The organism is Methylobacillus draconifructus, from assembly GCF_045984355.1.
Lineage (GTDB): Bacteria > Pseudomonadota > Gammaproteobacteria > Burkholderiales > Methylophilaceae > Methylobacillus > Methylobacillus flagellatus_A.
In genome coordinates, this window is sequence record NZ_JBJQII010000006.1 from 162,866 (window position 1) to 186,046 (window position 23,181).

A 23,181-nucleotide genomic window follows, 5' to 3' on the forward strand; every position below is an offset into this window, starting at 1 on the left:
TTTTCTTGTCCAAGGGCTTGGATAAAGAATATAATTTTGCGATTTTTATAAATTAGACTTTTAGATGAGGAGTGCGACCATGGCAACGGCAAGCATTGCGTCTGCTGGTGTTGGTGCTAGCGAACAATATAACTACGATATTATTCGCAAATTCGCCATCATGACCTTGATCTGGGGCGCGATTGGTATGTTCGTCGGCGTGTATATCGCCTCTGAACTGGCCTTTCCGTTCCTGAATTTCGACAGCCCGTACATCACATTCGGCCGTTTGCGCCCTGTGCATACCAGTGGCGTGATCTTCGGTTTCGGCGGCAGCGCCCTGTTTGCAACCTCATACTATGTTGTACAGCGTACCTGTCAGGCTCGCCTGTTCGGGGGCGAGGGGCTGGCCAATTTCACCTTCTGGGGCTGGCAGGCAGCAGTGGCGCTTTCTGCGCTCGGGTACATGTTCGGCTATACGCAGGCACGCGAATATGCCGAGATGACCTGGCCGGTCGACTTGCTGATCCTCTTCGTATGGGTGGCTTACCTGGGCATCTATGTCGGCACCTTGCTCAAGCGCAAGCAGCCGCACATCTACGTCGCCAACTGGTTCTACCTTGCCTTTATCCTCGCAACGGCCCTGCTGCATATCTTCAATAACCTGCAAGTGCCCGTGAAGCTGTTCTCCCTGGAGTCCTACAGCCTGTTCTCCGGCACCCAGGATGCAATGACCCAATGGTGGTACGGCCATAATGCGGTGGGCTTCTTCCTGACCGCGGCCTTCCTCGGCATGATGTACTACTTCGTTCCGAAGCAAGCCGGCCGTCCTGTATACTCCTACCGCCTGTCCATCCTGCACTTCTGGGCGATTATCTTCCTCTACATGTGGGCGGGTGCGCACCACTTGCACTGGACTGCATTACCCGACTGGACCGGCACGCTGGCTGCCACCTTCTCCATCATGCTGTTGCTGCCATCCTGGGGCGGCATGATCAACGGCATCATGACCTTGTCTGGCGCCTGGGACAAGCTGCGCACCGACCCGGTGATCCGATTCCTGATCGTCGCATTGTCCTTCTACGGCATGTCCACCTTCGAGGGCCCGATGATGTCCCTGAAGGATGTGAATGCGCTGTCCCACTATACCGACTGGACTGTAGGCCACGTCCACTCCGGCGCGCTGGGCTGGGTTGCCATGATCACCTTCGGCAGTATGTACCACCTGGTGCCGCGCATCTGGAACACCCAGATGTACAGCCTGCGCCTGATCAACGTCCACTTCTGGCTCGCGACGATCGGGGTTCTGCTCTACATCACCGCCATGTGGATCTCGGGCATCATGCAGGGCCTGATGTGGCGCGCTTTCGATGACTTCGGCAACCTGCAGTATTCCTTCGTCGAGTCTGTGGCCGCTGCGCATCCGTTCTACGTCATGCGTGCCGCGGGCGGGGCGTTCTTCCTCGCGGGCATGATTCTCATGTGCTACAACATGTACAAGACCATCCGTCAAGGCAGCACCGAGGCCCATGCCGGCCTCAATGTGGCGGCAGCCTAATCGGCGCTTGATTGTAAAGACGAGTTACTGGAGTTATTCATGAAGCATGACAAAATTGAGCGCAACCTAGGCATACTGCTGGTGTTCACCATGCTGGCAATCAGTGCCGGCGGCATGGTTGAGATCATTCCACTGTTTTTCATCAAGGAAACAGTGGAAAAGGTCGAAGGCGTGCGTCCATACACCCCGCTCGAGCAGCGCGGCCGCGACATTTACACCCGTGAAGGCTGCTATCTCTGCCACTCGCAGATGATCCGTCCGTTCCGCGACGAAGCATTGCGCTACGGCCACTATTCCCTGGCTGCCGAGTCCAAGTACGACCATCCGTTCCAGTGGGGCTCCAAGCGTACCGGTCCTGACTTGGCGCGCGTGGGCGGCAAGTACTCCAACAATTGGCATACCCAGCACTTGATCGCGCCGCGCTCCCTGGTGCCGGAATCCGTGATGCCCAACTACCCATGGCTGGCAACCACCGAGCTCAAGTACGACGACATCAAGGACCGCTTGCTGGCCCTGCGTCGTGTCGGAGTGCCGTATTCCAACAGCCAGGCGGAGTTCGAGCGCAATGTGAAAGAGTTCGGCGAGGATATTGCCAAGCAACTGCACATTCCTGATGCGGACAAGAACCTAGCCGCCCAGGCGCAGTCGGGCAACTACGATACTGACCCGAGCAATATCACCGAAATGGACGCGCTGGTGGCCTATTTGCAGGTGCTGGGCACCATGGTTGATTTCAAGAAATATGATGACGATTATTTCGTCAAATTCCGCTAAGGAGTAAAGACGATGGAATGGCTGCTCTGGTTCACTCGCTTTGAAAATACTAAGCCTTTGTCTTTGTTGATTTTCTTCCTCGTGTTCTGCGGCATCTTGTTCTATGTCTTCGGAAGCAAAAAGCGCGGCGAAAGGCTGGAAAGCCACAAGAATATTCCGCTGCAAGATGACGAAATCTAGTTAGGAAAGCATTATGAGTCAGGATAAGGCTACGACGACAACACCAAAGACCACGGGCCATAGCTGGGACGGTATTGAGGAATATACCAACCCGTTGCCTACCTGGTGGATCTGGGGTTTTTACATCACATTCATCTTCACCGTGGTCTACTGGCTGCTGTATCCGGCTTGGCCGATCGGCGACAAGTTCACCAAGGGCGTCCCTGGGCTGCACACCATTACCTACACTGCGACGACTGCAGACGGCAAGGAAGTGGAAAAGACCTCTCATTGGAACATGCGTGCCAAGTACATGCGTGAAATGAACGAGCACCAGGCCGACCAGAAGCAATGGTTCGACAAGGTGGCTGCGATGTCATTCGAGGACGTCTCCAAGGATGCCGAGCTAATGCAGTTCGTGAACTCGGCGGGCAAGACCCTGTTTTCCGACAACTGCGCAGCGTGCCACCAGGCAGGCGGTCAAGGCAAGATCGGCATGGCCCCTAACTTGACCGATGACCATTGGCAGTTCGGCGGTACCTACGAGCAGATCCACGCGACGATCGAAGGCGGCCGCAATGGCGTGATGCCTCCATTCAAGGACAGCCTGGAAGACGATCAAATCACCCAGCTTGCACACTATGTACTAAGCTTGTCCGGCGAACCGCATGATGCGGCTCTGGCTACGCAAGGCAAGACATTGTTCAGCGGTGCCGGGATATGCTTTACATGCCATGGCCCGGATGCCAAGGGCAATACTGCAATGGGTTCTGCCGACCTGACCGATAAGATATGGCTTTGGGCGGATGTCGGCGGCAAGACTGGGCAGGAGGCCAAGGTTGCCGAAGTGAAGCGTATCATCGCCGGCGGGATGAACAGCGGCGTGATGCCTGCTTGGGAAGAGCGGTTGAAGCCAGAACAAATCAAGCTCCTGACTGTCTATGTACATGACACACTGGGCGGCGGTCGCTAAACCGCATCAATGTTGAATAAAGGCTCACGGTTGCGTGGGCCTTTATTTCTAGAGCAGTTGCATTTTTAGAGGGGTGGTGTATCACCAGCGTTATGGAAGCAACCAGTTCGGCCAGCACTACTAAAAAATCCCCGCTTCTAAACCGGCAAATCCCGATTGTCACGCGTTCGGTAAAAGGCAAGTTCCGCAGCTTCAAGACTGCGGTGATGGTGATCGCCTACTCCGTCTATTTCCTGTTGCCGTGGATGCCATGGGAGCGCAATACCGCTGCGAGCCAGGCTGTATTGTTCGACCTGGAATCGCGCCGCTTCTTTATCTTCAACCTGGTTGTCTACCCCCAGGATATCTTCTGGCTGGCAATGCTGCTGTTCATCGCAGCCGCGTTGCTGTTCTTCACCACGGGCCTGATCGGCCGGGCATGGTGCGGCTATTTCTGCTTCCAGACCCTGTGGACCGACCTTTTCATCATGATCGAACGCATGATCCAGGGGGAGCGGCCCGCACGCCTGAGATTGCTCAAGCAGCCCTGGAACGCCGAAAAGATCATCAAGATGGGCAGTTCGCATGGCCTGATGGTGCTGGTGTCGTTCTGGACCGGGGTGACGTTTGCCTGCTATTTCGCCTATGCGCCGGATTTCGTGCCACGGCTATTCGCCGGCACGGCCGCGGAGGCCGGGTACATCACCGTAGTGGTGCTGACCATCACGACCTATGTCGCAGCCGGCTTGTCGCGCGAGCACATCTGCACCCTTGCCTGCCCGTATGCCAGGTTCCAGGGCGTCATGTATGAGCCGGATACACTGGCTGTCGCCTACGATGTGAAGCGCGGGGAAGGTACTGCCGGCCGCAAGGCACCGGCCAAGGGGTTGCGCACCCGCGAGGAACGCCAGGCGGCCGGCCACGGCGATTGTATCGATTGCGGCTTCTGCGTCCAGGTCTGCCCGACCGGGATCGATATCCGCGACGGCTTGCAATACCAGTGTATTTCCTGCGGCCTGTGCATCGACGCATGCAACAACATCATGGATTCCATCGGCTCTCCGCGCGGCCTGATCCGCTACGACTCCGAGCAGAATATTGCCAGCCCGGCGCCGCACAAGCCGCGCCTGGAGTGGAAGCGCCCCAAGGTCCTGGGATACGCCTCGGCACTGGTGGTGGCGACGATGGTGTTGTTCTACAACATCGGCACCCGTAACGATACCGAGGCCAACGTGCAGCAGGTCAGGCAGCCGTTGTTCGTCATGCTGTCCGACGGCAGCGTGCGCAACCGCTACCAGATCAACATCGCCAATAAGACCGAGCACGAGCAGCGCTACGAGCTGAAAGTACAAGGTATTCCCGCTGGCGCGCTGGACCTCGGCAACATTCCGGAAATCCGCGTGCGTGCCGGCAAAAGCCTGAGCCTGAATGCCAAGGTTGACCTCGCCAGCGATATCGCGCGTAATACCAAAGAATTCTCGTTTGTGATCATCCCCACCATCGCAGACGCCGAGCCTGTGGTGGTGAAGACCAATTTCAACAGTCATTGATACATGCTTAAGCTGATTCCCGTTTTATCCATCGCCGAAACCTTGTTCGGCGGCCTCATTTTCGCCATCGGGCTTTATTTCCTGTTGCGTGCCGCCCGGGTAGCCAATTTCTGGGCAGCCGTATTGAGTGGCGCCATCCCGTTCCTGCTTTATATTGTCTACAGCACCCAGCATTGGGCGGGCGGCGATGTGCTGGCGATCCACTTTGCGGTATTCCTTGCTAATGCGGGCCTGCTCGGCGTGTTTGGCAGCATGAAGCAGAAGCAGCAATCCATGCATTGGGCCCCGAAGATCATCATCGGCTTTTTCATTTTCCTGGTGATTTCCAATGCGATCCTGCTTTCTATAGCAGGGCGGGGACTGCCGCAAGGCCTGACATCCTTTTTCTTGCCCAATCCTGACAACCAGCGGGTGCACACCGCTTTTCCAGGCGTGATGCCGCATGACCGCAACAAGAGCTACCAGCCGCACCTCGAGCAGCTGCAACAACAGCAAGCCCTGGGTTGGCAGCTCAAGCTGCAAGGAGTCGATGATTTGAACCCAAGCACTTCGAAGCGCATTGCGGCGCGTATTCTCGACGAGAACGGCAATGCCGTCACCCAGGCCGAGGTGACGCTCAATTTCTGGCGCATGGCGAATAGCCGCGACGACAAGATTTACGTCCTGGAAGAACAGGCCGAAGGGGAATATGGCGCCGATGTCGTCTTGCCCGACTCGGGGCGATGGATTGCCGAAGTATTGGTCAAGCAGGGCGACAAGCGCTACCGCAAGCAGGAGTCGCTATTCATCGGCGATGAATAGTCCGCAGGCGCTGGGAGCGTCTTGCTACCATTGCGGCCTGCCGGTACCGGCCAGCAGCGAGTTTCACGCCGCCATCCTCGGGCAGCGCCGCCGCATGTGCTGCCATGGCTGCCAGGCGGTGGCCGAGTCGATCGTCGAGAACGGGCTGGAAGACTATTACCGGCACCGTACCGAGCTGCCCCAGACAGCCGAGGAGCTGGTGCCGGACGAACTGCGCCAACTTGAGCTGTACGACCATCCCGAAGTGCAGAAAAGCTTTGTGCACGATGAATCGGGAAACTTGCTGGAAGCCTCGCTGATTCTCGAGGGGATCACGTGTGCAGCCTGCATCTGGCTCAATGAGCGCCACCTGCAGCAGTTGGACGGCGTCGCGTCCGCCTCGATCAATTATTCCTCCCATCGTGCGCGAGTGCGCTGGGATGACAGCAAAATCCGCTTGAGCCAGATCCTGGCAGAAATCCGAAAGCTGGGCTATCACGCCCATCCCTTCAGCGCGCAACAACAGGAAGCCGTGCGCGAGCAGCGGCGGCGGCAGGATTTCCGCCGGCTGGCAATCGCCGGGCTTTCCGCAGCGCAAGTGATGATGGTGGCCGTGGCATTCTATGCCGGCCCTGAACAGGGGCTGGAGCCTGCCACCGAGCAACTGCTGCGCTGGTTCAGCCTGGTGATCACCGTCCCGGCGATGATCTATTCGGCCTGGCCGTTCTACCAAGCCGCCTGGCGCAGCATCGTCAACCGCAGAGTGGGCATGGACATGCCTATCAGCCTGGGCCTGATCACCGGTTTCATCGGCAGCGTCTGGGTGACCTTCCAGGGGCAAGGCATCGTCTATTACGACACCCTGACCATGCTGATTTTCTTCCTGCTCGCCACCCGCTACCTGGAACGTCACGCACGCGAGAAGTCCGTAGAGGCGGCGGAGAACCTGCACCGGCTGATTCCCCCGATGGCTACCAGGCTGGATGACAACCAGCAGCCGCAAATGGTGCCGTTACACGAGCTGCAAGTAGGCGATACCTTGTTGGTGAAACCCGGCGAGGCCATTGCAGGCGACGGCGTCGTGACGGAAGGGGAAAGCCAGGTTGACGAGGCACTGCTCACCGGCGAAAGCCGCCCGGTGGCCAAACTGCCGGGGAAGTACGTCTACGCTGGCAGCGTCAATTACGAAAGTCCGCTGCAAGTCAGGGTGACCGGCCTTGGCGAGCAGACCGTGATTGCGGGGATCGCGCGCCTGCTGGATCGCGCCCAGGCGGAGAAGCCGCGCTTGGCGAGGGTGGCCGATCATGTCGCCATGTATTTCACCACTATCCTGCTGGTCGCCGTCGTGGTGATCGGCCTGGCCTGGTGGTGGATCGCGCCGGAGCACTGCTTTGAAATCGTGCTCGCGGTGCTGGTGGTGAGCTGCCCGTGCGCATTATCGCTGGCAGCGCCAGCGGCATTTGCGGCGGCTGGCTCGCACCTGGTCGGCCGGGGCGTGTTGCTGACGCGCGGCCATGCCTTGGAGTCCCTCGCCAGGGTCACGCACGTGGTATTCGACAAGACCGGTACGCTGACCATCGGCCGTCCGCACATTATTGCGACCGTTCCCTATCACGGGTACGAGGCTGAAACGGCGCTGCGCATTGCCGCAAGCCTGGAACAGGCCTCGGAGCATCCGCTGGCACGCAGCTTCACCGACATGGTGCCCGCGGGCGAGCGTTCCGGCGTGGTTGGCGTCAATAACCAGCCAAGCAAGGGCATCAGCGGCGAAGTGGACGGCGAACGCTACTTTATCGGCAATATGGCGCTCAATCCTCAGGTTGCATACCCTGAATTGTCCGGCTTGGAGCCAGGAGCCAGCATCGTATGGCTCAGCAATTCGCGGCAGGCGATGGCGGCATTTGTATTGGCGGATACGATGCGCCCGGAAGTCACGGCGCTGGTAGGCAATCTCAAGAGGCGCAACATTGCCGTATCGATATTGAGCGGCGATACGGCCTCCAGCGTGCAGCATTTCGCCTCGGTAGCCGGTATTGACGACTGGCGGGCGGGCCTGACCCCTGAGGGCAAGCTTGCCGCCTTGCGCGAGATGCAGCAGCGAGGAGAGGTGGTTGCCATGGTCGGCGACGGCATCAACGACGCCCCGGTGCTGACAGGGGCGCAAGTGTCGTTCGCCATGGGCAATGGCACGCAAATGGCGAGGGCCTCCGGGGATATCGTGCTGCTCGGGGAAAACCTGCAGGAGATCGACCATGCCATCACCACGGGACGCTTCACCGTCAGCATCGTGCGCCAGAACTTCACCTGGGCCCTGGTCTATAACGCCGTGGCATTGCCGTTTGCCGCCACGGGGCTGATTGCGCCATGGATGGCGGCGATCGGCATGTCCGTGAGCTCCCTGATCGTCATACTCAACGCCTTGCGCCTGCGATAGCGCGCCTGCATTCCAGCTTTTTCCTTTCGATATCTTCTCGCGAAAGTGACGTGTTCTCGTGTAGTACGAAGAATGATTCTTGTTGGTATTTTTCTTTATAAAATCATTAAAAATCAATAATTTACAAAAATATTTTCTATCCATTTCAGATGATATTGGGTATGATGCGTGCAATTGGACAAATCATCCGTGGAGGCGCTATGAAAGGCGATAAGAAAATCATCGAAACCCTGAACGAGCTGCTGGCAGGCGAGCTGACAGCTGTTGATCAATACCTGCTTCACGGCGAAATGTATGCCGACTTCGGCCTGGGGCAACTGGCGCAGAAAACCCTGCATGAGTCCGACCATGAGCGCCAGCACGCGCGCGCCATCATCCAGCGCATCCTGTTCCTGGAAGGCAAGCCGAACCTGGAAAAGCGCCATGCGCTGACGACGGGTAAAACCGTGCCCGAGATGCTGAAGTCGGACCTGGCGCTGGAATACAAGGTCGTAGCCGATCTCAAGGCGGCCATGGCGCAATGCGAAAAGGCCGGCGATTATGTGACGCGCGACATGTTGCTGCTGCAACTCGACGATACCGAAATGGATCATGCCTACTGGATCGAGCAACAGCTGCGCCTAATCGGCTTGGTCGGCCTGGAAAACTACCTGCAGAGCCAGATGAAGTCTGAGCCTGCGGTTTGATAAGGAGCATATGATGAAGGGCGACAAAAAGATTATCGATATCCTCAACAAGGTATTGAAGAACGAGCTCACCTCGATCAACCAGTACTTCCTGCATGCCCGCATGTTCCGCAACTGGGGGCTGGAAAAGCTCAACGACTATCAGTACAAGCAATCCATCCGCGTGATGAAGGAGGCGGATGAGCTGATCGAGCGCATCCTGTTCCTGGACGGCCTGCCCAACCTGCAGAACCTGGGCAAGTTGCTGATCGGTGAAAATGTGGTGGAATGCCTGCAGGGCGACCTCAAGTACGAAAGGGAAATCCACCGCCCGTTGCTGGTGGAGGCGATCGCGTTATGCGAGGAGTTGCAGGATTACGTCAGCCGCGACCTGCTGGAAGAACTGCTGGAAAAAAGCGAGGCTGCGATCGATTGGCTGGAAACCCAGCACAGCCTGATTGCCGATGTGACATTGCCCAACTATCTGCAAGCCCATATGGAAGCCGCAGACTAAGCTGGCTTTCATCCAGAAAAAACCGCAGCTTTGCCTGCGGTTTTTTATTGCATGTCGGTCGGGAATTTCTCTTGACAAGACAGGGGGTTAAAACGATAATGGTTATCGTTTGTTAACGCATCTTGATTCAGCAAGAGAAAGCCACCGATCGTTCTATGTACGTCTGTGTTTGTCGGGCCATCACTGATCGCCAAATTCTCCAGGCAGCGCGCGCAGGAGCCAGCAGTCTCAAGGATTTGAGGCGCGATCTGGGCGTGGCCAGCGAGTGCGGCCAATGTGCCAGTTGCGCCAAGCAATGCTTGCGCGAGGCGCATCAGGAAAACGACATCGCCATGCCGGTCGGCTTTGTCTGAGTAGACTCCCATTGCCGGCGAGCATATTGCCCGCCGGTGCCAGAATTTTCCGTTTATTTCTTTGCTTACAGTAAATGATCCAGCAGGTCTGGGCCAAATACCTCGCGCTTGATGCGGTTGGGGTTGACGCCTGCCTGCAATAGCTGCTCGCGCTGCGCTTGCATGAAGCCCAGCGGGCCGCACAGGTAAATATCCGCATTTTGCAGCGCTGCCGGCCATAAGCCGGTGACATCCATCCTTCCGTGGTATACGCCGCCTATGCTGCCATGCGCGCCTTCCAGGCTTTCATAGAACAATGCGGTTGCCAGGTTGGGCATGCGATACCTGGCTTCTTGCAGGTCCAGGCTATGGCTTTGCCATGCCGGGCTGCGCGCCGCATGCGCGAAGAATACCGGGCGCTGCGGTGCGAGGTCGCGCACTGAGTTCAACATGGACAACATGGGGGTAATGCCGACGCCGGCCGAAAGAAGCAGCAATGGCTGGTCGCTGATGACGGTATCCAGCACAAAATCGCCGAATGCAGGCGTGGCCTGGATCAGGTCGCCGACCTTGACTTCGTCATGCAGCCAGTTGGAAACCAGGCCCTGCGGCTTTTCTGCCTCCTGTTCGCGCTTCACCGAGATGCGCCACCAGGGAGCCGCGATCGAGTCCGACAGGCTGTACTGCCTGAGCTGGCGCCTCTTGCCTTGCTCGAACTGCATTTCCACGCTGATATATTGCCCGGGCAGGAAATCCCCTGGTTTACGCCCGTCCGGGTGCTGCAGGTAAAACGAGACAATGTGCTCGGACTCGAATACCTTGCGCGCGACCTTGAGCGTCATCAAGGCGCCTGCCGTGCTGGCGGTGTTCGCATACAGCGATTTTTCCTCCTCGATCAGGAGGTCGGCCAGCAGCCAATAGGCCTCGCCCCAAGCTGCCAGCAGCTCATCGGTGGCGGCCTCTCCCAATACTTGCTTGATGGCGCCGAGCAGGTGCGTGCCGACGATAGGGTAGTGCTCCGGCTTGATGCCGACCGCGGCATGCTTGTGCACGATGCGCTTGACCACTGGCGCCAGGGCGGCAGGGTTGTCGATGTTGGCGGCATAGGCAAAAACGGCAGAAGCCAAGGACTGCTGCTGGATGCCGCTGGCCTGGTTGCCCATATTGAACAGGTTTTTGAGCTCGGGGTGGGTGCCCAGCATATTCTGATAGAAGGCTTGCGTGATTTTCAGACCATGTTCCCTCAGGACGGGAACGCTGGCGTCAATATAGGGACGGGCTGCGGCAGAAAGCATATCGGCTCCTTATGTTGTATGTAAAATGAAACAATTGCTGCAAAAAAAAAGCGCTGCAACGTGGTGCGGGCATTTCAGTGCATTCCCGCCAGATGGCTCTGCTGCAGCTTGATGATGACATGGGCTGTGCTGTTATGAATTACATCCTGCAATGTGTAGGTATCCATATATTCGTAGAACGCATTCAGGCCTTGGTCTAGCGCATGCTTGAGGCCGCATTGCCCTCCCAGCGGACAGGGCGGCTCTTGGCAGTTCACCAGCGATACGCTGCCTTCCAGCACGCGGATCACGTGGCCAAGGCGCAACGAAGCGGGGTCCGTGCCCAGCCTCAGGCCGCCATTGGGGCCGCGCGTGGTCTGGATCCAGCCGGTCTTGTTCAAGAAGGTGACGACCTTGATCAGGTGGTTGCGCGGGATATTGAACTGCGTGGCGATTTCACTGATGGTGATGGGTTTGTTGCGCTCATGCTGGGAAACGTACATCAATACGCGTAAGCCAAGATCGGTGAATTTGGTGAGCTGCATGCCGGGCAGTATAGTATTGTTTATTTTTGTATGCAACAATTGTCGGCAGCAAATTCGTATGCGGGTTCCGTCAGCCTAGACGGTAAAGCTGCTGCGAGCAGGCCTTGAGGGCTTGCTCGGCGGCCGGGTAGTCGGGGTACAGCTTGGCTACTACTGCCCAGAACCTGGCTGAGTGGTTCATTTCGCGCAGGTGCGCGAGTTCGTGGGCAATGACGTAATTGATCAGCGCAGGCGGCGCCTGGATCAGGCGCCAGTTGAGGCGGACTTCGCGCCTGGAGTTGCAGCTGCCCCAGCGTGTCTTGGCATTGGAAAGCAACAGGGCGGGGGTGGGTTCGCCCAGCCTTGCCGCGAATATCGGCAGGCGGCGCGCAAAGTCCAGCCTGGCTTCCTTCTGCAGCCATTGGATCACTTTGCGGGCGATCATGGTATGGTCGTGAATATTAGTGGTGGCTATTTTTAACGCATTGCCTTCGAGCTTGGGGCTGCTGTTGCGCGACGATGGCGCGATCCTCAACGTCAGCGGCTGGCCCAGCAGGTGCAGTTCGGCGCCATCGCGCCACTCGAATTCGGGAACGACCGCCGCTTGCCTGGCCTTGAGTTTGGAGGTAATCCAGCGTGCCTTGCTGCGCAACAGGGCTTCGAGGTCGGCATGGCGGATGCGCAGCGGCGCATGCACGATCAGGCCATCCACAGTGATCTTCATGCCGATGGTGTGCCTGGCCCGCCGCTCAAGCCGGTAAGGGATTTGCTCCCCGTCGGGCAGGGCCAGGACGTACTGCATTATTTGCGGTCCAGCAGCAGCATTTCCTGCTCGATCCAGTCCTCGACCCGCTGGTTGAGCTCATCGGCCTTGATGCCTGCGGTTTCAATCGGCTTGCCTATGCTGAGCGTGATCGTGCCGGGACGCTTGAGGAAGGAGTTCTTGCCCCAGTATTCGCCGGCATTGTGTGCCACGGGCACGACGGTGGACTTGGTGTGCGCAGCCAGCCATGCCCCGCCAATATGGTATTTGCCGCGGGTGCCGGGAGCGACGCGCGTGCCTTCGGGGAAAATCACGACAAAGAAGCCCTGCTTGAGGCGTTCCTTGCCCTTGGCGACCAGTTGCTTGAGGGCTTCGCGTCCCGCGGCACGGTTGATGGCGATCGGCGAGGTCAATGCCAATCCCCAGCCGAAAAAGGGAACCCACAACAGTTCGCGCTTCAGCACCCAGACTTGCGGCGGAAAAATCTGCTGCAAGGCCAGGGTCTCCCATGCGGACTGGTGTTTGCAGAGGATGACGCTGGGATGGCCGGGAATGTTCTCCCTGCCGATGACGCGGTAGCGCAAGCCGCAGGTCAGCTTCAGCCACCAGAGCATGCTCCTGGCCCAGCCGGAGATCAGGATGTAGCGCGTCCTGCGCGGCAACGGGAAGGTAAGGAGGGAGAGCGTGGTGAATATGGGGGTGAAAATCCACATGCCCAGCATGTAGAGGGAAGAGCGGATATAGATCATAGATTAAGCAAGTTCGATCAAGCAGGTTGATTAAGCTGGTTCGGTGATGATGCGGCGTGCTGCCTCGGCCAGGTTATCGCATACCCAGGTGTTTTCCGGCAGGCCGCCGGCAGCCAGGGTTTTCTCGCCCTTGCCCGTGAGCACCAGGATGGGCTGCGCGCCGAATACCGCGCTGGCCTGCAGGTCGCGCAACGAGTCCCCCACGCTGGGCACGCCCTTGAGGTCCATGCCGAAGCGCTTGCTGATTTCCTCTATCATGCCAGGCTTGGGTTTGCGGCAATTGCAGTTCGCATCCGCCGCATGCGGGCAATAGAACAGGGCATCGATGCGGCCACCAAACTGCGCTAGCGCCTTGTGCATCTTGTCGTGGATCGCGTTCAGGGTGGCCATGTCGAACAGCCCGCGGCCAATGCCCGACTGGTTGGTCGCCAATGCCACCCGGTAACCGTTCTGGTTGAGCAGGGCAATGGCTTCCAGGCTGCCCTCGATCGGTTTCCATTCATCAGGACTCTTGATGAACTGGGCGCTGTCTTGGTTGATTACCCCGTCGCGGTCGAGTATGACAAGTTTCATGGCGGTTCCCGGTCAGGCTGTTATGGCTATTATGCCGCGAGCCTGGACAAATCGGCTACCTGGTTCATGGCCTGGTGCAGGGTCGCCAGCAATGCCAGGCGGTTGGCCTTCAATGCCGGGTCGTCGGCATTGACCATCACGTGGTCGAAAAAGGCGTCCACCGGCTCTTTGAGCGCGGCCAATGCCTTGAGCGAGCCTGTGTAGTCGCCGACGGCAAACGCCTGTTGCGCCTGCGGCTGCACTTGCGACAGCGATTGCGCCAAGGCTTTTTCCGCACCCTCCCGCAGCAGCGCCGGGTCGATGCCGGCCTCGATCGCGCTTTCGGACTTCTTGAGGATATTGCCGACGCGCTTGTTGGCGGCGGCCAGGCTGGCCGCTTCGGGCAGGCTGGCGAAAGCGCGCACGGCTTCCAATCGCTTGGCGATATCGCCGAGTAACTGAGGTTTCAGTGCCAGCACCGCGTCAACTTCCTGCACGCTGTAGCCCTGATCTCGCAGGCTGCCGGACAGCCGGTCGAAAATGAACTCTTCCAGCGCCTGTAATGCCGCACCACGGTCGAACTCATGCTGGAATACCGATAATGTCTGTTCAAGCAGGGTGTCGAGCGGCAGGGACAAGCCGCCCTCGGTGAGGATGCGCAGGATGCCGATGGCATGGCGGCGCAGCGCGAACGGGTCTTTTTCGCCGGTGGGTTTTTCGCCGATGCTGAACATGCCCGCCAGGGTTTCCAGCTTATCGGCGAGCGCGACCACGAGGCCGATACGGTTGCGCGGCAGCTCGTCGCCAGCGAAGCGCGGGCGGTAGTGGTCCTCGATGGCATAGGCGATGTCGTCGCTCAGCCCCTCGTGCTGCGCATAGTAGCGTCCCATGATGCCTTGCAGCTCAGGGAACTCCCCGACCATGTCGGTGACGAGGTCGGCCTTGGCTAACTGCGCCGCCTGTGAGGCTTGTGCGGCCAGGGTCTGGTCGCCCAGTGCCGTGGCAACCAGGTTGGCGATCGCGCTGACGCGGGCGATGCGCTCGCCTTGCGAGCCCAGCTTGTTGTGGTATACCACCTTGGCTAGGCTGGGAATGCGCGACTCCAAGGTTTTCTTGCGGTCCTGCTCGAAGAAGAACTTGGCGTCGGCCAGGCGCGGGCGCACCACGCGCTCGTTGCCTCCTATCACGGCGCTCGGGTCTGCCGGGCTGATGTTGGAGACGATGAGGAACTGGTTGGTGAGCTTGCCTTGCGCATCCAGCAAGGGGAAGTATTTCTGGTTGGCCTTCATGGTCAGGATCAGGCACTCCTGCGGCACGGCAAGGAACTCCTGCTCAAATTGCCCGACCAGCACGTTGGGGCGCTCGACCAGCGCAGTGACTTCGTCCAGCAGGGCTTCGTCCTCGATTGGGCGCAGCTTGAGCTTGCTTGCGGCAGCTTCCAGTTGGCGCGTAATCTCGTCGCGGCGCTCCTTGAAGCCGGGAATCACGGCGCCGTCCTGCCGCAATTGCTCAGCATAGCTGTCGGCGTCACGCAGCACGATAGGATTCTGCGTGGCTTCGAAACGATGGCCTTGCGTCTGGTTGGAGGCGGTCAGGCCCAATGTATTGATAGGGACGATCTCGCTGCCATGCAATGCGACCAAGCCATGCGCCGGGCGCACGAAGTTGACGTTGCTCCAGCCGTCCTGCAGCTGGTAGGTCATGACCTTGGGGATGGGCAGCTTGGCGATGGCTTCATCCAGCGCTTTCTGCAAGCCTTCCGCCAATGTCGCCCCTGCGACGGTGAGGTCGAGGAACAGCACTTCCGCCTTGCCGTCATGTTCGCGCTTGAGCTGGCCGACTACACTGGCATCGGCGCTGGCATCGACGCCCAGCGCCGCCAGTTTTTTCAGCAAGGCGGGTGTGGCGTTGCCGTCGGCATCCAGGCCTACGCTGACCGGCATGAGCTTCTGCGCGACGGCCTTGTCATCGGCCTTGGCCGCGACCTTGGTAATGTGCGCGGCGAGGCGGCGCGGCGAGGCGTAAGAAGTGACGCTGGAGTCTGCGGCGGTGAGGCCTTGCGCTTTCAAGCTGTCGAGCAGGGTTTGGGAAAACGCCTGCCCGAGTTTGTTTAATGCCTTGGGCGGCAGTTCTTCAACGAATAGTTCTACGAGTAGGTTGCTCATGCTGCTGCTTTCTTTGCCAGTTCTGCCAATACTTCATCCGCCCAGGCCTTGGGCGCCATCGGGAAGCCGAGCCGGGCGCGGCTGTCGAGGTAGCTTGCGGCCACGGCGCGCGCCAGGTTGCGGATGCGGCCGATATAGGCGGCGCGCTCGGTGACGGAAATCGCGCCGCGCGCGTCGAGCAGGTTGAAGGTATGCGCGGCCTTGAGTACTTGCTCGTAGGCGGGCAGGGCGAGTTTATGCTCCATGAGTTCCTGCGCCTTCTTTTCATGGGCGTTGAAGGCGGTGAAAAGGAAGTCGGCGTCGCTGTGCTCGAAGTTATAGGCGGACTGCTCGACCTCGTTCTGGTGGAATACGTCGCCGTACTTGAGGTCGGGCGCGCCGTTGACGCCCTTGGAGTAGACGAGATCGTAGACGTTTTCCACACCTTGCAGGTACATCGCCAGACGTTCCAGGCCATAGGTGATTTCGCCGGTGATCGGGCGGCAGTTGATGCCGCCTACCTGCTGGAAATAGGTGAATTGCGTGACTTCCATGCCGTTGAGCCAGACCTCCCAACCCAGGCCCCAGGCGCCCAGCGTCGGGTTTTCCCAGTCGTCCTCGACGAAGCGGATGTCGTTTTTCTTCAGATCGAAGCCCAGGGCTTCCAGCGAACCCAGGTAGAGCTCCAGGATATTGTCGGGCGCTGGCTTGAGCACGACCTGGAACTGGTAGTAATGCTGCAGGCGGTTGGGGTTTTCGCCGTAGCGGCCATCCTTGGGACGGCGGCTGGGCTGCACGTAGGCGGCCTTCCAGGGCTCGGGGCCAAGCGCGCGCAGGAAGGTAGCGGTATGCGAAGTGCCTGCGCCGACCTCCATGTCGTAAGGTTGCAGCAGCGCGCAGCCTTGTTTGTCCCAATATTGCTGCAGGGTCAGAATGATCTGTTGAAAAGTCAGCATGGTGTGATTAACTATTTGTCTGGATTGGGTTTGCTCACCCGTTGGCGCTGTGCGATGCCTAGTGGCGCATCATGCATTGCGGCAACGTGCAAAAGGGCTTGATTTTACTTCTTTTTACCGCGCGGCAAAAGGCCGGGCGCGACGGCGCCATAAAAGGCCAAGCGCGGTGAACAGCAGGATCAGGACCGGCCAGTTGCCCCAGCGCACATAAGGGGTCATGCCCTGATAGCCTTGGGCCTCGCCTTCAAGGATTGTGGTCTGGAAATGCGGCGCATGGGCTGCCAGCGTGCCGTCCGCCCGGATGATGGCAGTGGCGCCGGTATTGGTAGAGCGCAGCATCATGCGCGCGGTTTCCATCGATCGCGCCTGTGCAATCTGCAAATGCTGGTAGGCGGCAAACGACTCCCCGTACCAGGCATCGTTGCTGGTGTTCACCAGGATGTTGGCTTCGGGCAATTGCAGGATGATTTCCTCGCCGAACACGTCCTCGTAGCAGATATTGATGGCGACGGCCTGGCCGGCAATCTGCATCGGCCGCTGCTGGAAGCCGCCCCGCGACATGTCGGTGAGCGGGATATCCAGCCAGTTCTCATAGACCCAGCCGAATACCTGCTTGAGCGGAATGAATTCGCCGAAGGGCACCAGGTGCGTCTTGCGGTAGGCTTGTTCCGGCGAGGTGCCCAGGCTCAGCATGCTGTTGTAGTAACGGTCGTTTTCATGCTCGACCGTGCCGATCAGGATGTCGCCGCCGTTTTGCCGCGCGTGATCGGCAAGCTGTTGCAGGTAATCCGTCGGCAACTGGCTGGAAATGAGCGGAAACGCGGTCTCGGGCAGGATGATGAGTTGCGCCTTGGTCTGCAGCGTCATGTCCAGGTAGCGTTGCAATGTTTCGCGCAATGTCTGGTTTTCCCATTTCAGGTCCTGCGTGATATTGCCCTGCAGCAAGGCGACGGAAACTGGCGCACCTGCCGGCGTGCTCCATTGCGGCAGCTTCAACAGGCCGCCGGCAACCCATAGCAGGATCAACAATGCCGCGCTGCGGAACAAGATGATGCGCTGGCGCCAATGCAAGGCAATGGCGGCGAGCAGGCCGGCGCTGAGGATGGTGGCGAGCGAGACGCCGTGGATGCCGAGTACCGGGGCAAACCCGGCCAGCGGGCTGCCAGGTATTTGCGAATAGCCTGCCAAAAGCCAGGGGAAGCCGGTGAATATCCAGCCGCGCACCCATTCGCTCAATACCCATAGTGCCGGGATGCCCAGCCAGGGATTGCCGAGCTTGCGCGCGCCCCAGCCGGTGGCGGCCGGGAACAGGGCCATGAAGAGGCTGAGCATGAAAGTGGCGAAGACGGCCATGACGGCAGGCATGCCGCCAAAATCATGCAGGCTGATGTATATCCAGTAGATGCCGACGCCGAACAAGCCAAGCCCGAAGGCCAGGCCCAGCCACCAGGCCTCGGCCGGGGTTTCCGATTTCTGCCATAGGTAGATCAGGCCGGCCAATCCTATTATCGTGGCTGTATACCAATAAAAGGGCGCAAAGCCGATGACGCAGAATGCCCCGGCAAGCAGGGCGGCAAGGTGGGGTAAACCCAAGCGCGGAAGTTTCAAGTGGGCCTCAGGGGTATTAAACTGGACGGATATCGCGTGTTTATTGCATTATAGCGGCTCGGGCTGATATCAGGCATGCGGCATGCATGCGCTACTCAAACTGACTGTTTTTGACGGGAGATAATATGTTTAAAGAATTCAAAGCGTTTGCGATGCGCGGCAACGTAGTCGACATGGCGGTGGGTATCATCATCGGTGCGGCGTTCGGCTCCATCGTGAAATCCCTAGTTGACGACGTTATCATGCCGCCGATTGGCTTGTTGCTCGGTAACGTGGATTTCAGCAACCTCTTCATCGTGCTCAAGGACGGTGCTGAAGTGGCCCCGCCCTACGCTTCCGTTGCGGCCGCGCATGCTGCCGGCGCAGTGACCCTCAACTACGGCTTGTTCATCAATGCGGTGGTGAGCTTCCTGATCGTGGCGTTTGCCGTGTTCCTGCTGATCCGAGCCATCAACAAGCTCAAGACTGCCGAAGTGCCTGAGCCGGCCGCTACGCCAGAAGATGTGCTGTTGTTGCGTGAAATCCGCGACTCGCTCAAGAAGTAACTTCCACCAGCATTGTTGCCAATCATTGGATTGGCATATGGTCTAGGTGGCGCAATAAAAAAGCCGGAATGCATCCGGCTTTTTTATTGCGCTGGTGGTTGGCTCATAGGTCGGGAGTAAACGGATTGGGGGAGGCCTCGCTCTCATCCTTGCCATCGTGGTTCATGAACACCACCATGACCACGTTGTCGCCGACGAAATCGAGCTCGGTGGTCTGGTAATAACTGCCCTCAAGATCGGTATTGATGTAGTGGTATTGCCAGACCGAGGCCATGAGCTCGTCCGTGCCCGGCCGGTGATAGTCCTGCTTGCTGGCGGGCTCTCCGAACTGGGCCACGATCGTGGCCTTGTCGAATTGGTGGATGTTCTGGACAAATTCGGTTTCAGCCGTGGGGATGGCGGTCTCCAACGGCTGCCGGCTTTCTTCCGCCATGAGCGGGCCGGAGGACAAGGACAATAACAGGGTAAACCACACGATACGCATCACGTAACTCCCTATTCAAGGTGTCAGACAGTTTTGATAGCGATTTTGAGCTGAAGTTCCTGTTGCAACAATGGCTTATTGGGCGTTCTCAGTGAAGAGCTCCCTTGTTACAGCCCGCTTTCATCCTGTACGGGTGGAACGACTTCGACCAGCAGGGAATAAACGCGGCGGCTGTCGGCGCGCAATACCGTAACATTGAGGTTGTCGAAACTGACTTCTTCGCCGCGCTTGGGCATGTGCTGGAACTTGCTCACCACCAGGCCGCCTATGGTGGAGAATTCCTCGTCGCTGAGCTCGGTGCCCAGGGCCTCGTTGAAATCGGCAATTTCGGTGAGCGCCTTGACGCGATAGCGGCCATGCGCGTCCTGGATGATGTTGTCTTCGTTCTCGTCCTCGTCGAATTCGTCCTCGATATCGCCGACGATCTGTTCCAGGACGTCCTCAATGGTGACCATGCCGGCCACGCCGCCGTATTCGTCGACGACGATCGCGATATGGTTGCGGTTGCTGCGGAATTCCTTGAGCAGGACATTGAGGCGCTTGGATTCGGGGATGAACACGGCGGGGCGCAGCATCTCGCGCACGTTGAAGTCCTTGCCGCTGTAGAACTGCAACAAGTCCTTTGCAAGCAGGATGCCGATGACGTCGTCCTTGTTTTCGTCAATGACGGGAAAGCGGGAGTGCGCGGCTTCGATGACAAACGGGATGAATTTCTCGGGCGGGTCGGTGATGTCGATGACGTCCATTTGCGAGCGCGGGATCATGATGTCGCGCACTTGCATTTCGGAAACCTGCAATACGCCTTCTATCATGGCCAGCGCGTCGGCATCGAGAACGCTGTTGGCATAGGCGGTGTGGAGTTGTTCGATGAGCTGCTCGCGGTCTTCAGGCTCGCGCAGCAGGAAGTGGGTCAGGCGTTCCAGCCAATGGGGTTTGTCGTTCGCGCTACGTTTGTCGGGTTCTGCCATGATGATGGATTAAGGCTTCCGTTTTTCTGATAAATAAGGGTCTGCATAGCCAAGCCGGATCATGGTGGAGGATTCTATCGACTCCATCAATTCGGCCTGGTGTTCCTCTTCGTGGTCATAGCCGTGCATGTGCAGTATGCCATGCACGGTGAGGTGTGCGTAATGCGCTTCCAGTGTGATGTTTTGTTCATGTGCTTCCCTGGCGACCACTGGGGCGCAGAGGATGATGTCGCCGACCAGCCATGGCTCTTCCACCAGGGGGAAGGTCAGTACGTTGGTGGCGTAATCCTTGCCGCGGTAGTCGCGGTTGAGTATGCGGCCTTCCTCTTCATCGACGATGCGCAAGGTCGCTTCGGTATCCACGCGCAGGGCGGCGCGCGCCCAGCGGCGGAATTGCTTCTCGCTGGGGAGGCCGTCGCTTTCGCTGGCGTATTGAACACTCATGGCGAGCTTGGGCATGGCGGTTATTCCTTGTCCGTGCCGGGCTTGCCGTCGGCTCCAGATTTGCCCGCATTGGGCTGCGCATGCCGTTCGCTGTCGTAGCGTTCGTAGGCGTTGATGATTTTTTGCACTAGCGGATGGCGTACCACGTCCTCGGAGAGGAATTGCGTGAAGGCGATGCCGCGCACATCCTTGAGTACCTTCTGTGCTTCCACCAGCCCGCTTTTCTGCCCGCGCGCGAGGTCGATCTGGGTAACGTCGCCGGTGATGACGGCCTTGGTGCCGAAGCCGATGCGGGTGAGGAACATCTTCATCTGTTCCGGCGTGGTGTTCTGCGCCTCGTCTAGGATGATGAAGCTCTGGTTGAGGGTGCGGCCGCGCATATAGGCGAGCGGGGCGACTTCGATCGCGCCGCGTTCGAACATCTTGTTGACGCTGTCGTAGCCTGCCAGGTCATACAAAGCGTCATAGAGCGGGCGCAAGTAAGGGTCCACTTTCTGCGAGAGGTCGCCGGGCAGGAAGCCCAGCCGCTCGCCGGCTTCCACTGCCGGGCGCACCAGCACGATGCGCTTGACTCGGTCGCGCGTCATGGCGTCGATGGCGCTGGCAACCGCGAGATAGGTCTTGCCGGTGCCGGCGGGGCCGATGCCGAAGGTGATGTCGAAATCCTGGATCTGCTGCAGGTAGCTGACCTGGCGCGGCGTGCGCCCGTGCAGGTCCTGCCGCCGGGTCATCAGGGTAGTCATAGGCGTAGCGACCTCGTCGGGCGACAGGCGGTCAAGTTCGACCAGCCCCAGCTGGATTTCCTCCAGGCTGATGGGCTTGCCCGCACGCTCGTAATAGTTCTCGACCAATTGCGCGGCGAGGCGAGTATTGCCTTGCTCCCCGGAAAAGCGGAAATGCGCGCCGCGCCGCGAGATGCCGACATCCAGCGCATCTTCGATCTGCTTGAGGTTCTCGTCCAGCGCGCCGCACAGGTTGGCGAGGCGCATGTTGTCTTCAGGTTGTAGGGTAATGTCTACCGGCATATTGTTAGAGCAACTCTCCTCGCAGGGTATGTGAAAGGGCTTCGGTAATTCTTACGTTGACGAACTGGTTGATCAAGGCGGCATCGCCAGGGAAATTGACGATGCGGTTGTTGTCGGTGCGCCCGGCGAGTTCGCTGTCGCTCTTGGCGGAAACGCTCTCGATCAGCACGCGTTGTATGCTGCCTACCATGGAGGCGCTAACGGCCTTGCCCTGCGCTTCATTGAGCGCCTGCAGGCGTGACAGGCGTGACTGCTTTTCCTCTGCACTGCAATCGTCGGGCAGGTAGGAGGCAGGCGTGCCGGGACGCGGACTGTAAACGAAGCTGAAGCTGAAATCAAAGCCGACATCGCGCATCAGCTTCATGGTGGCTTCGAAATCCTGCTCGGTTTCGCCCGGGAAGCCGATGATGAAGTCCGAGGTGATGCAAATGTCCGGCCGCGCCGCACGCAGCTTGCGGATGACGGACTTGTACTGCAATGTAGTGTAATTGCGCTTCATGTTCATGAGCACGCGGTCGGAGCCAGCCTGAACCGGCAGGTGCAGGTGCGACACCAGCTTGGGAATGCGGGCGTAGCAATCAATCAGCGCAGGGGTCATTTCATTCGGATGCGAGGTGGTGTAGCGGATGCGCTCGATTTCCGGGATCTCGGCCAGGTACTCGATCAGCAGCGCCAGGTCTGCGGTTTCGCCTTCCGCAGTTTCGCTGCGGTAGCCATTGACGTTCTGCCCGAGCAGGGTGATTTCCTTGACGCCCTGCTCGGCAAGCTGGATCGCCTCGGTGAGGATGTCATCGAACGGGCGCGAGACTTCGTCGCCGCGCGTGTAGGGAACGACGCAGAACGTACAATATTTGCTGCAGCCCTCCATGATGGAGAGGAACGCCGCGGCGCCTTCCACCCGCGGCGGCGGCAGGTGGTCGAACTTCTCCACTTCCGGGAAGCTGATGTCGACCTGCGAAATGCCGGTCTTGCGCTTGGACTGGATCATGTCCGGCAGGCGGTGCAAGGTCTGCGGGCCGAAGACGACATCGACATAAGGCGCGCGCGCCACGATGCTTTCGCCCTCCTGGCTTGCAACGCAGCCGCCTACGCCGATCACCAGGTTGGGGTTCTTTTCCTTGAGCGGCGCAAAGCGCCCCAAATGGCTGAACACCTTCTCCTGGGCCTTTTCGCGCACCGAGCAGGTATTGAGCAGGATGACGTCGGCCTCTTCCGGGTTTTCGGTGGTCTGCATGCCTTCTGCGGCATGCAGCATGTCGAGCATGCGCGACGAGTCGTACTCGTTCATCTGGCAGCCAAAGGTTTTGATGAAAATTCTTTTCGGCGGATTCATACAGCAGGTCAGGCTGCGCTCGAGGCGCGGGAGGAGTAGAAGGTGGACGTCGCAGGCTGCAAAATAGCGTAAGAAAAACAGTAGGGTAAGGCCTCATTTTAGCTTAGCTGCTGCG

At 58.9% G+C, this 23,181-nt stretch carries 24 protein-coding genes; 11 read left to right on the forward strand and 13 right to left on the reverse strand.

Going from position 1 to position 23,181, the window contains the following annotated elements:
* Positions 1–79 precede the first annotated feature (79 nt).
* From ccoN to ACJSDX_RS13555, 10 genes are all read left to right on the forward strand, one after another.
* Positions 80–1,537, forward strand: a complete 1,458-nt coding sequence (ccoN, locus tag ACJSDX_RS13510; protein WP_309564518.1) for a cytochrome-c oxidase, cbb3-type subunit I — start codon at positions 80–82, stop codon at positions 1,535–1,537.
* 39 nt (positions 1,538–1,576) lie between these two features.
* On the forward strand, positions 1,577–2,311 hold the full coding sequence (gene ccoO, locus ACJSDX_RS13515; protein ID WP_407995138.1) for a cytochrome-c oxidase, cbb3-type subunit II: 735 nt from the start codon (positions 1,577–1,579) through the stop codon (positions 2,309–2,311).
* Between the two features lie 12 nt (positions 2,312–2,323).
* Positions 2,324–2,491 (forward strand): cbb3-type cytochrome c oxidase subunit 3, encoded by a 168-nt coding sequence (locus ACJSDX_RS13520; RefSeq protein WP_309564520.1) that lies wholly within the window; start codon positions 2,324–2,326, stop codon positions 2,489–2,491.
* 13 nt (positions 2,492–2,504) lie between these two features.
* The gene (gene ccoP / locus ACJSDX_RS13525) at positions 2,505–3,443 is read left to right on the forward strand and encodes a cytochrome-c oxidase, cbb3-type subunit III (protein ID WP_309564521.1); all 939 of its coding nucleotides are present in this window, start codon (positions 2,505–2,507) and stop codon (positions 3,441–3,443) included.
* A gap of 92 nt (positions 3,444–3,535) precedes the next feature.
* Positions 3,536–4,972: a cytochrome c oxidase accessory protein CcoG gene (gene ccoG, locus ACJSDX_RS13530; protein WP_407995139.1), complete on the forward strand. Its 1,437-nt coding sequence runs from the start codon at positions 3,536–3,538 to the stop codon at positions 4,970–4,972.
* Between the two features lie 3 nt (positions 4,973–4,975).
* Positions 4,976–5,773 (forward strand): FixH family protein, encoded by a 798-nt coding sequence (locus ACJSDX_RS13535; RefSeq protein WP_407995140.1) that lies wholly within the window; start codon positions 4,976–4,978, stop codon positions 5,771–5,773.
* On the forward strand, positions 5,766–8,186 hold the full coding sequence (locus tag ACJSDX_RS13540; protein ID WP_407995141.1) for a heavy metal translocating P-type ATPase: 2,421 nt from the start codon (positions 5,766–5,768) through the stop codon (positions 8,184–8,186). Before ACJSDX_RS13535 ends, ACJSDX_RS13540 begins: the two co-directional genes overlap by 8 nt.
* Positions 8,187–8,386: 200 nt before the next feature.
* A complete protein-coding gene (gene bfr, locus ACJSDX_RS13545; RefSeq protein ID WP_407995142.1) occupies positions 8,387–8,872 on the forward strand; it encodes a bacterioferritin in 486 nt (161 codons plus the stop codon).
* Positions 8,873–8,885: 13 nt separating this feature from the next.
* Positions 8,886–9,365 carry a bacterioferritin gene (gene bfr / locus ACJSDX_RS13550; RefSeq protein WP_309565114.1) on the forward strand — a complete coding sequence of 160 codons (480 nt, stop codon included), beginning with the start codon at positions 8,886–8,888 and terminating at the stop codon, positions 9,363–9,365.
* 155 nt (positions 9,366–9,520) lie between these two features.
* Entirely contained in the window at positions 9,521–9,718 is a 198-nt protein-coding gene (locus ACJSDX_RS13555) for a (2Fe-2S)-binding protein (RefSeq protein ID WP_407995143.1), read from the forward strand.
* 65 nt (positions 9,719–9,783) lie between these two features.
* Here the strand turns inward: ACJSDX_RS13555 and hmpA are convergent, their stop codons facing one another.
* The 8 genes from hmpA to lnt all read right to left on the reverse strand — a co-directional run bounded on the left by hmpA (position 9,784) and on the right by lnt (position 18,267).
* Positions 9,784–10,992: an NO-inducible flavohemoprotein gene (gene hmpA / locus ACJSDX_RS13560; protein ID WP_407995144.1), complete on the reverse strand. Its 1,209-nt coding sequence runs from the start codon at positions 10,990–10,992 to the stop codon at positions 9,784–9,786.
* 74 nt (positions 10,993–11,066) lie between these two features.
* Positions 11,067–11,516, reverse strand: a complete 450-nt coding sequence (locus tag ACJSDX_RS13565) for an RrF2 family transcriptional regulator (RefSeq protein ID WP_407995145.1) — start codon at positions 11,514–11,516, stop codon at positions 11,067–11,069.
* Positions 11,517–11,586: 70 nt separating this feature from the next.
* A complete protein-coding gene (locus ACJSDX_RS13570; protein WP_407995146.1) occupies positions 11,587–12,297 on the reverse strand; it encodes a M48 family metallopeptidase in 711 nt (236 codons plus the stop codon).
* Positions 12,297–13,007: a lysophospholipid acyltransferase family protein gene (locus ACJSDX_RS13575; protein WP_407995147.1), complete on the reverse strand. Its 711-nt coding sequence runs from the start codon at positions 13,005–13,007 to the stop codon at positions 12,297–12,299. Before ACJSDX_RS13575 ends, ACJSDX_RS13570 begins: the two co-directional genes overlap by 1 nt.
* 30 nt (positions 13,008–13,037) lie before the next feature.
* On the reverse strand, positions 13,038–13,580 hold the full coding sequence (gene gmhB / locus ACJSDX_RS13580) for a D-glycero-beta-D-manno-heptose 1,7-bisphosphate 7-phosphatase (RefSeq protein ID WP_407995148.1): 543 nt from the start codon (positions 13,578–13,580) through the stop codon (positions 13,038–13,040).
* 29 nt (positions 13,581–13,609) lie between these two features.
* A complete protein-coding gene (gene glyS, locus ACJSDX_RS13585) occupies positions 13,610–15,724 on the reverse strand; it encodes a glycine--tRNA ligase subunit beta (RefSeq protein ID WP_407995149.1) in 2,115 nt (704 codons plus the stop codon).
* Entirely contained in the window at positions 15,721–16,659 is a 939-nt protein-coding gene (glyQ, locus tag ACJSDX_RS13590) for a glycine--tRNA ligase subunit alpha (RefSeq protein WP_309564533.1), read from the reverse strand. The genes glyS and glyQ overlap by 4 nt, the downstream gene beginning before the upstream one ends.
* Before the next feature lie 114 nt (positions 16,660–16,773).
* Positions 16,774–18,267: an apolipoprotein N-acyltransferase gene (lnt, locus tag ACJSDX_RS13595; RefSeq protein ID WP_407995150.1), complete on the reverse strand. Its 1,494-nt coding sequence runs from the start codon at positions 18,265–18,267 to the stop codon at positions 16,774–16,776.
* A gap of 125 nt (positions 18,268–18,392) precedes the next feature.
* On the opposite strand from lnt, the gene mscL reads away from it, so the two are divergent.
* Positions 18,393–18,812 carry a large conductance mechanosensitive channel protein MscL gene (gene mscL, locus ACJSDX_RS13600; protein ID WP_268866864.1) on the forward strand — a complete coding sequence of 140 codons (420 nt, stop codon included), beginning with the start codon at positions 18,393–18,395 and terminating at the stop codon, positions 18,810–18,812.
* A 103-nt stretch (positions 18,813–18,915) separates the two neighbouring features.
* Here mscL and ACJSDX_RS13605 read toward each other — a convergent pair whose 3' ends face one another.
* From ACJSDX_RS13605 to miaB, 5 genes are all read right to left on the reverse strand, one after another.
* On the reverse strand, positions 18,916–19,296 hold the full coding sequence (locus ACJSDX_RS13605; protein ID WP_407995151.1) for a hypothetical protein: 381 nt from the start codon (positions 19,294–19,296) through the stop codon (positions 18,916–18,918).
* Between the two features lie 107 nt (positions 19,297–19,403).
* Positions 19,404–20,264 (reverse strand): CorC family transporter, encoded by an 861-nt coding sequence (locus ACJSDX_RS13610; protein WP_407995152.1) that lies wholly within the window; start codon positions 20,262–20,264, stop codon positions 19,404–19,406.
* A 9-nt stretch (positions 20,265–20,273) separates the two neighbouring features.
* Complete coding sequence (gene ybeY, locus ACJSDX_RS13615) at positions 20,274–20,723, reverse strand: rRNA maturation RNase YbeY (RefSeq protein WP_407995153.1); 450 nt, start codon at positions 20,721–20,723, stop codon at positions 20,274–20,276.
* A 5-nt stretch (positions 20,724–20,728) separates the two neighbouring features.
* Positions 20,729–21,733: a PhoH family protein gene (locus ACJSDX_RS13620; RefSeq protein ID WP_309564539.1), complete on the reverse strand. Its 1,005-nt coding sequence runs from the start codon at positions 21,731–21,733 to the stop codon at positions 20,729–20,731.
* Between the two features lie 4 nt (positions 21,734–21,737).
* Positions 21,738–23,066 carry a tRNA (N6-isopentenyl adenosine(37)-C2)-methylthiotransferase MiaB gene (miaB, locus tag ACJSDX_RS13625; protein ID WP_407995154.1) on the reverse strand — a complete coding sequence of 443 codons (1,329 nt, stop codon included), beginning with the start codon at positions 23,064–23,066 and terminating at the stop codon, positions 21,738–21,740.
* Positions 23,067–23,181 lie beyond the last annotated feature (115 nt).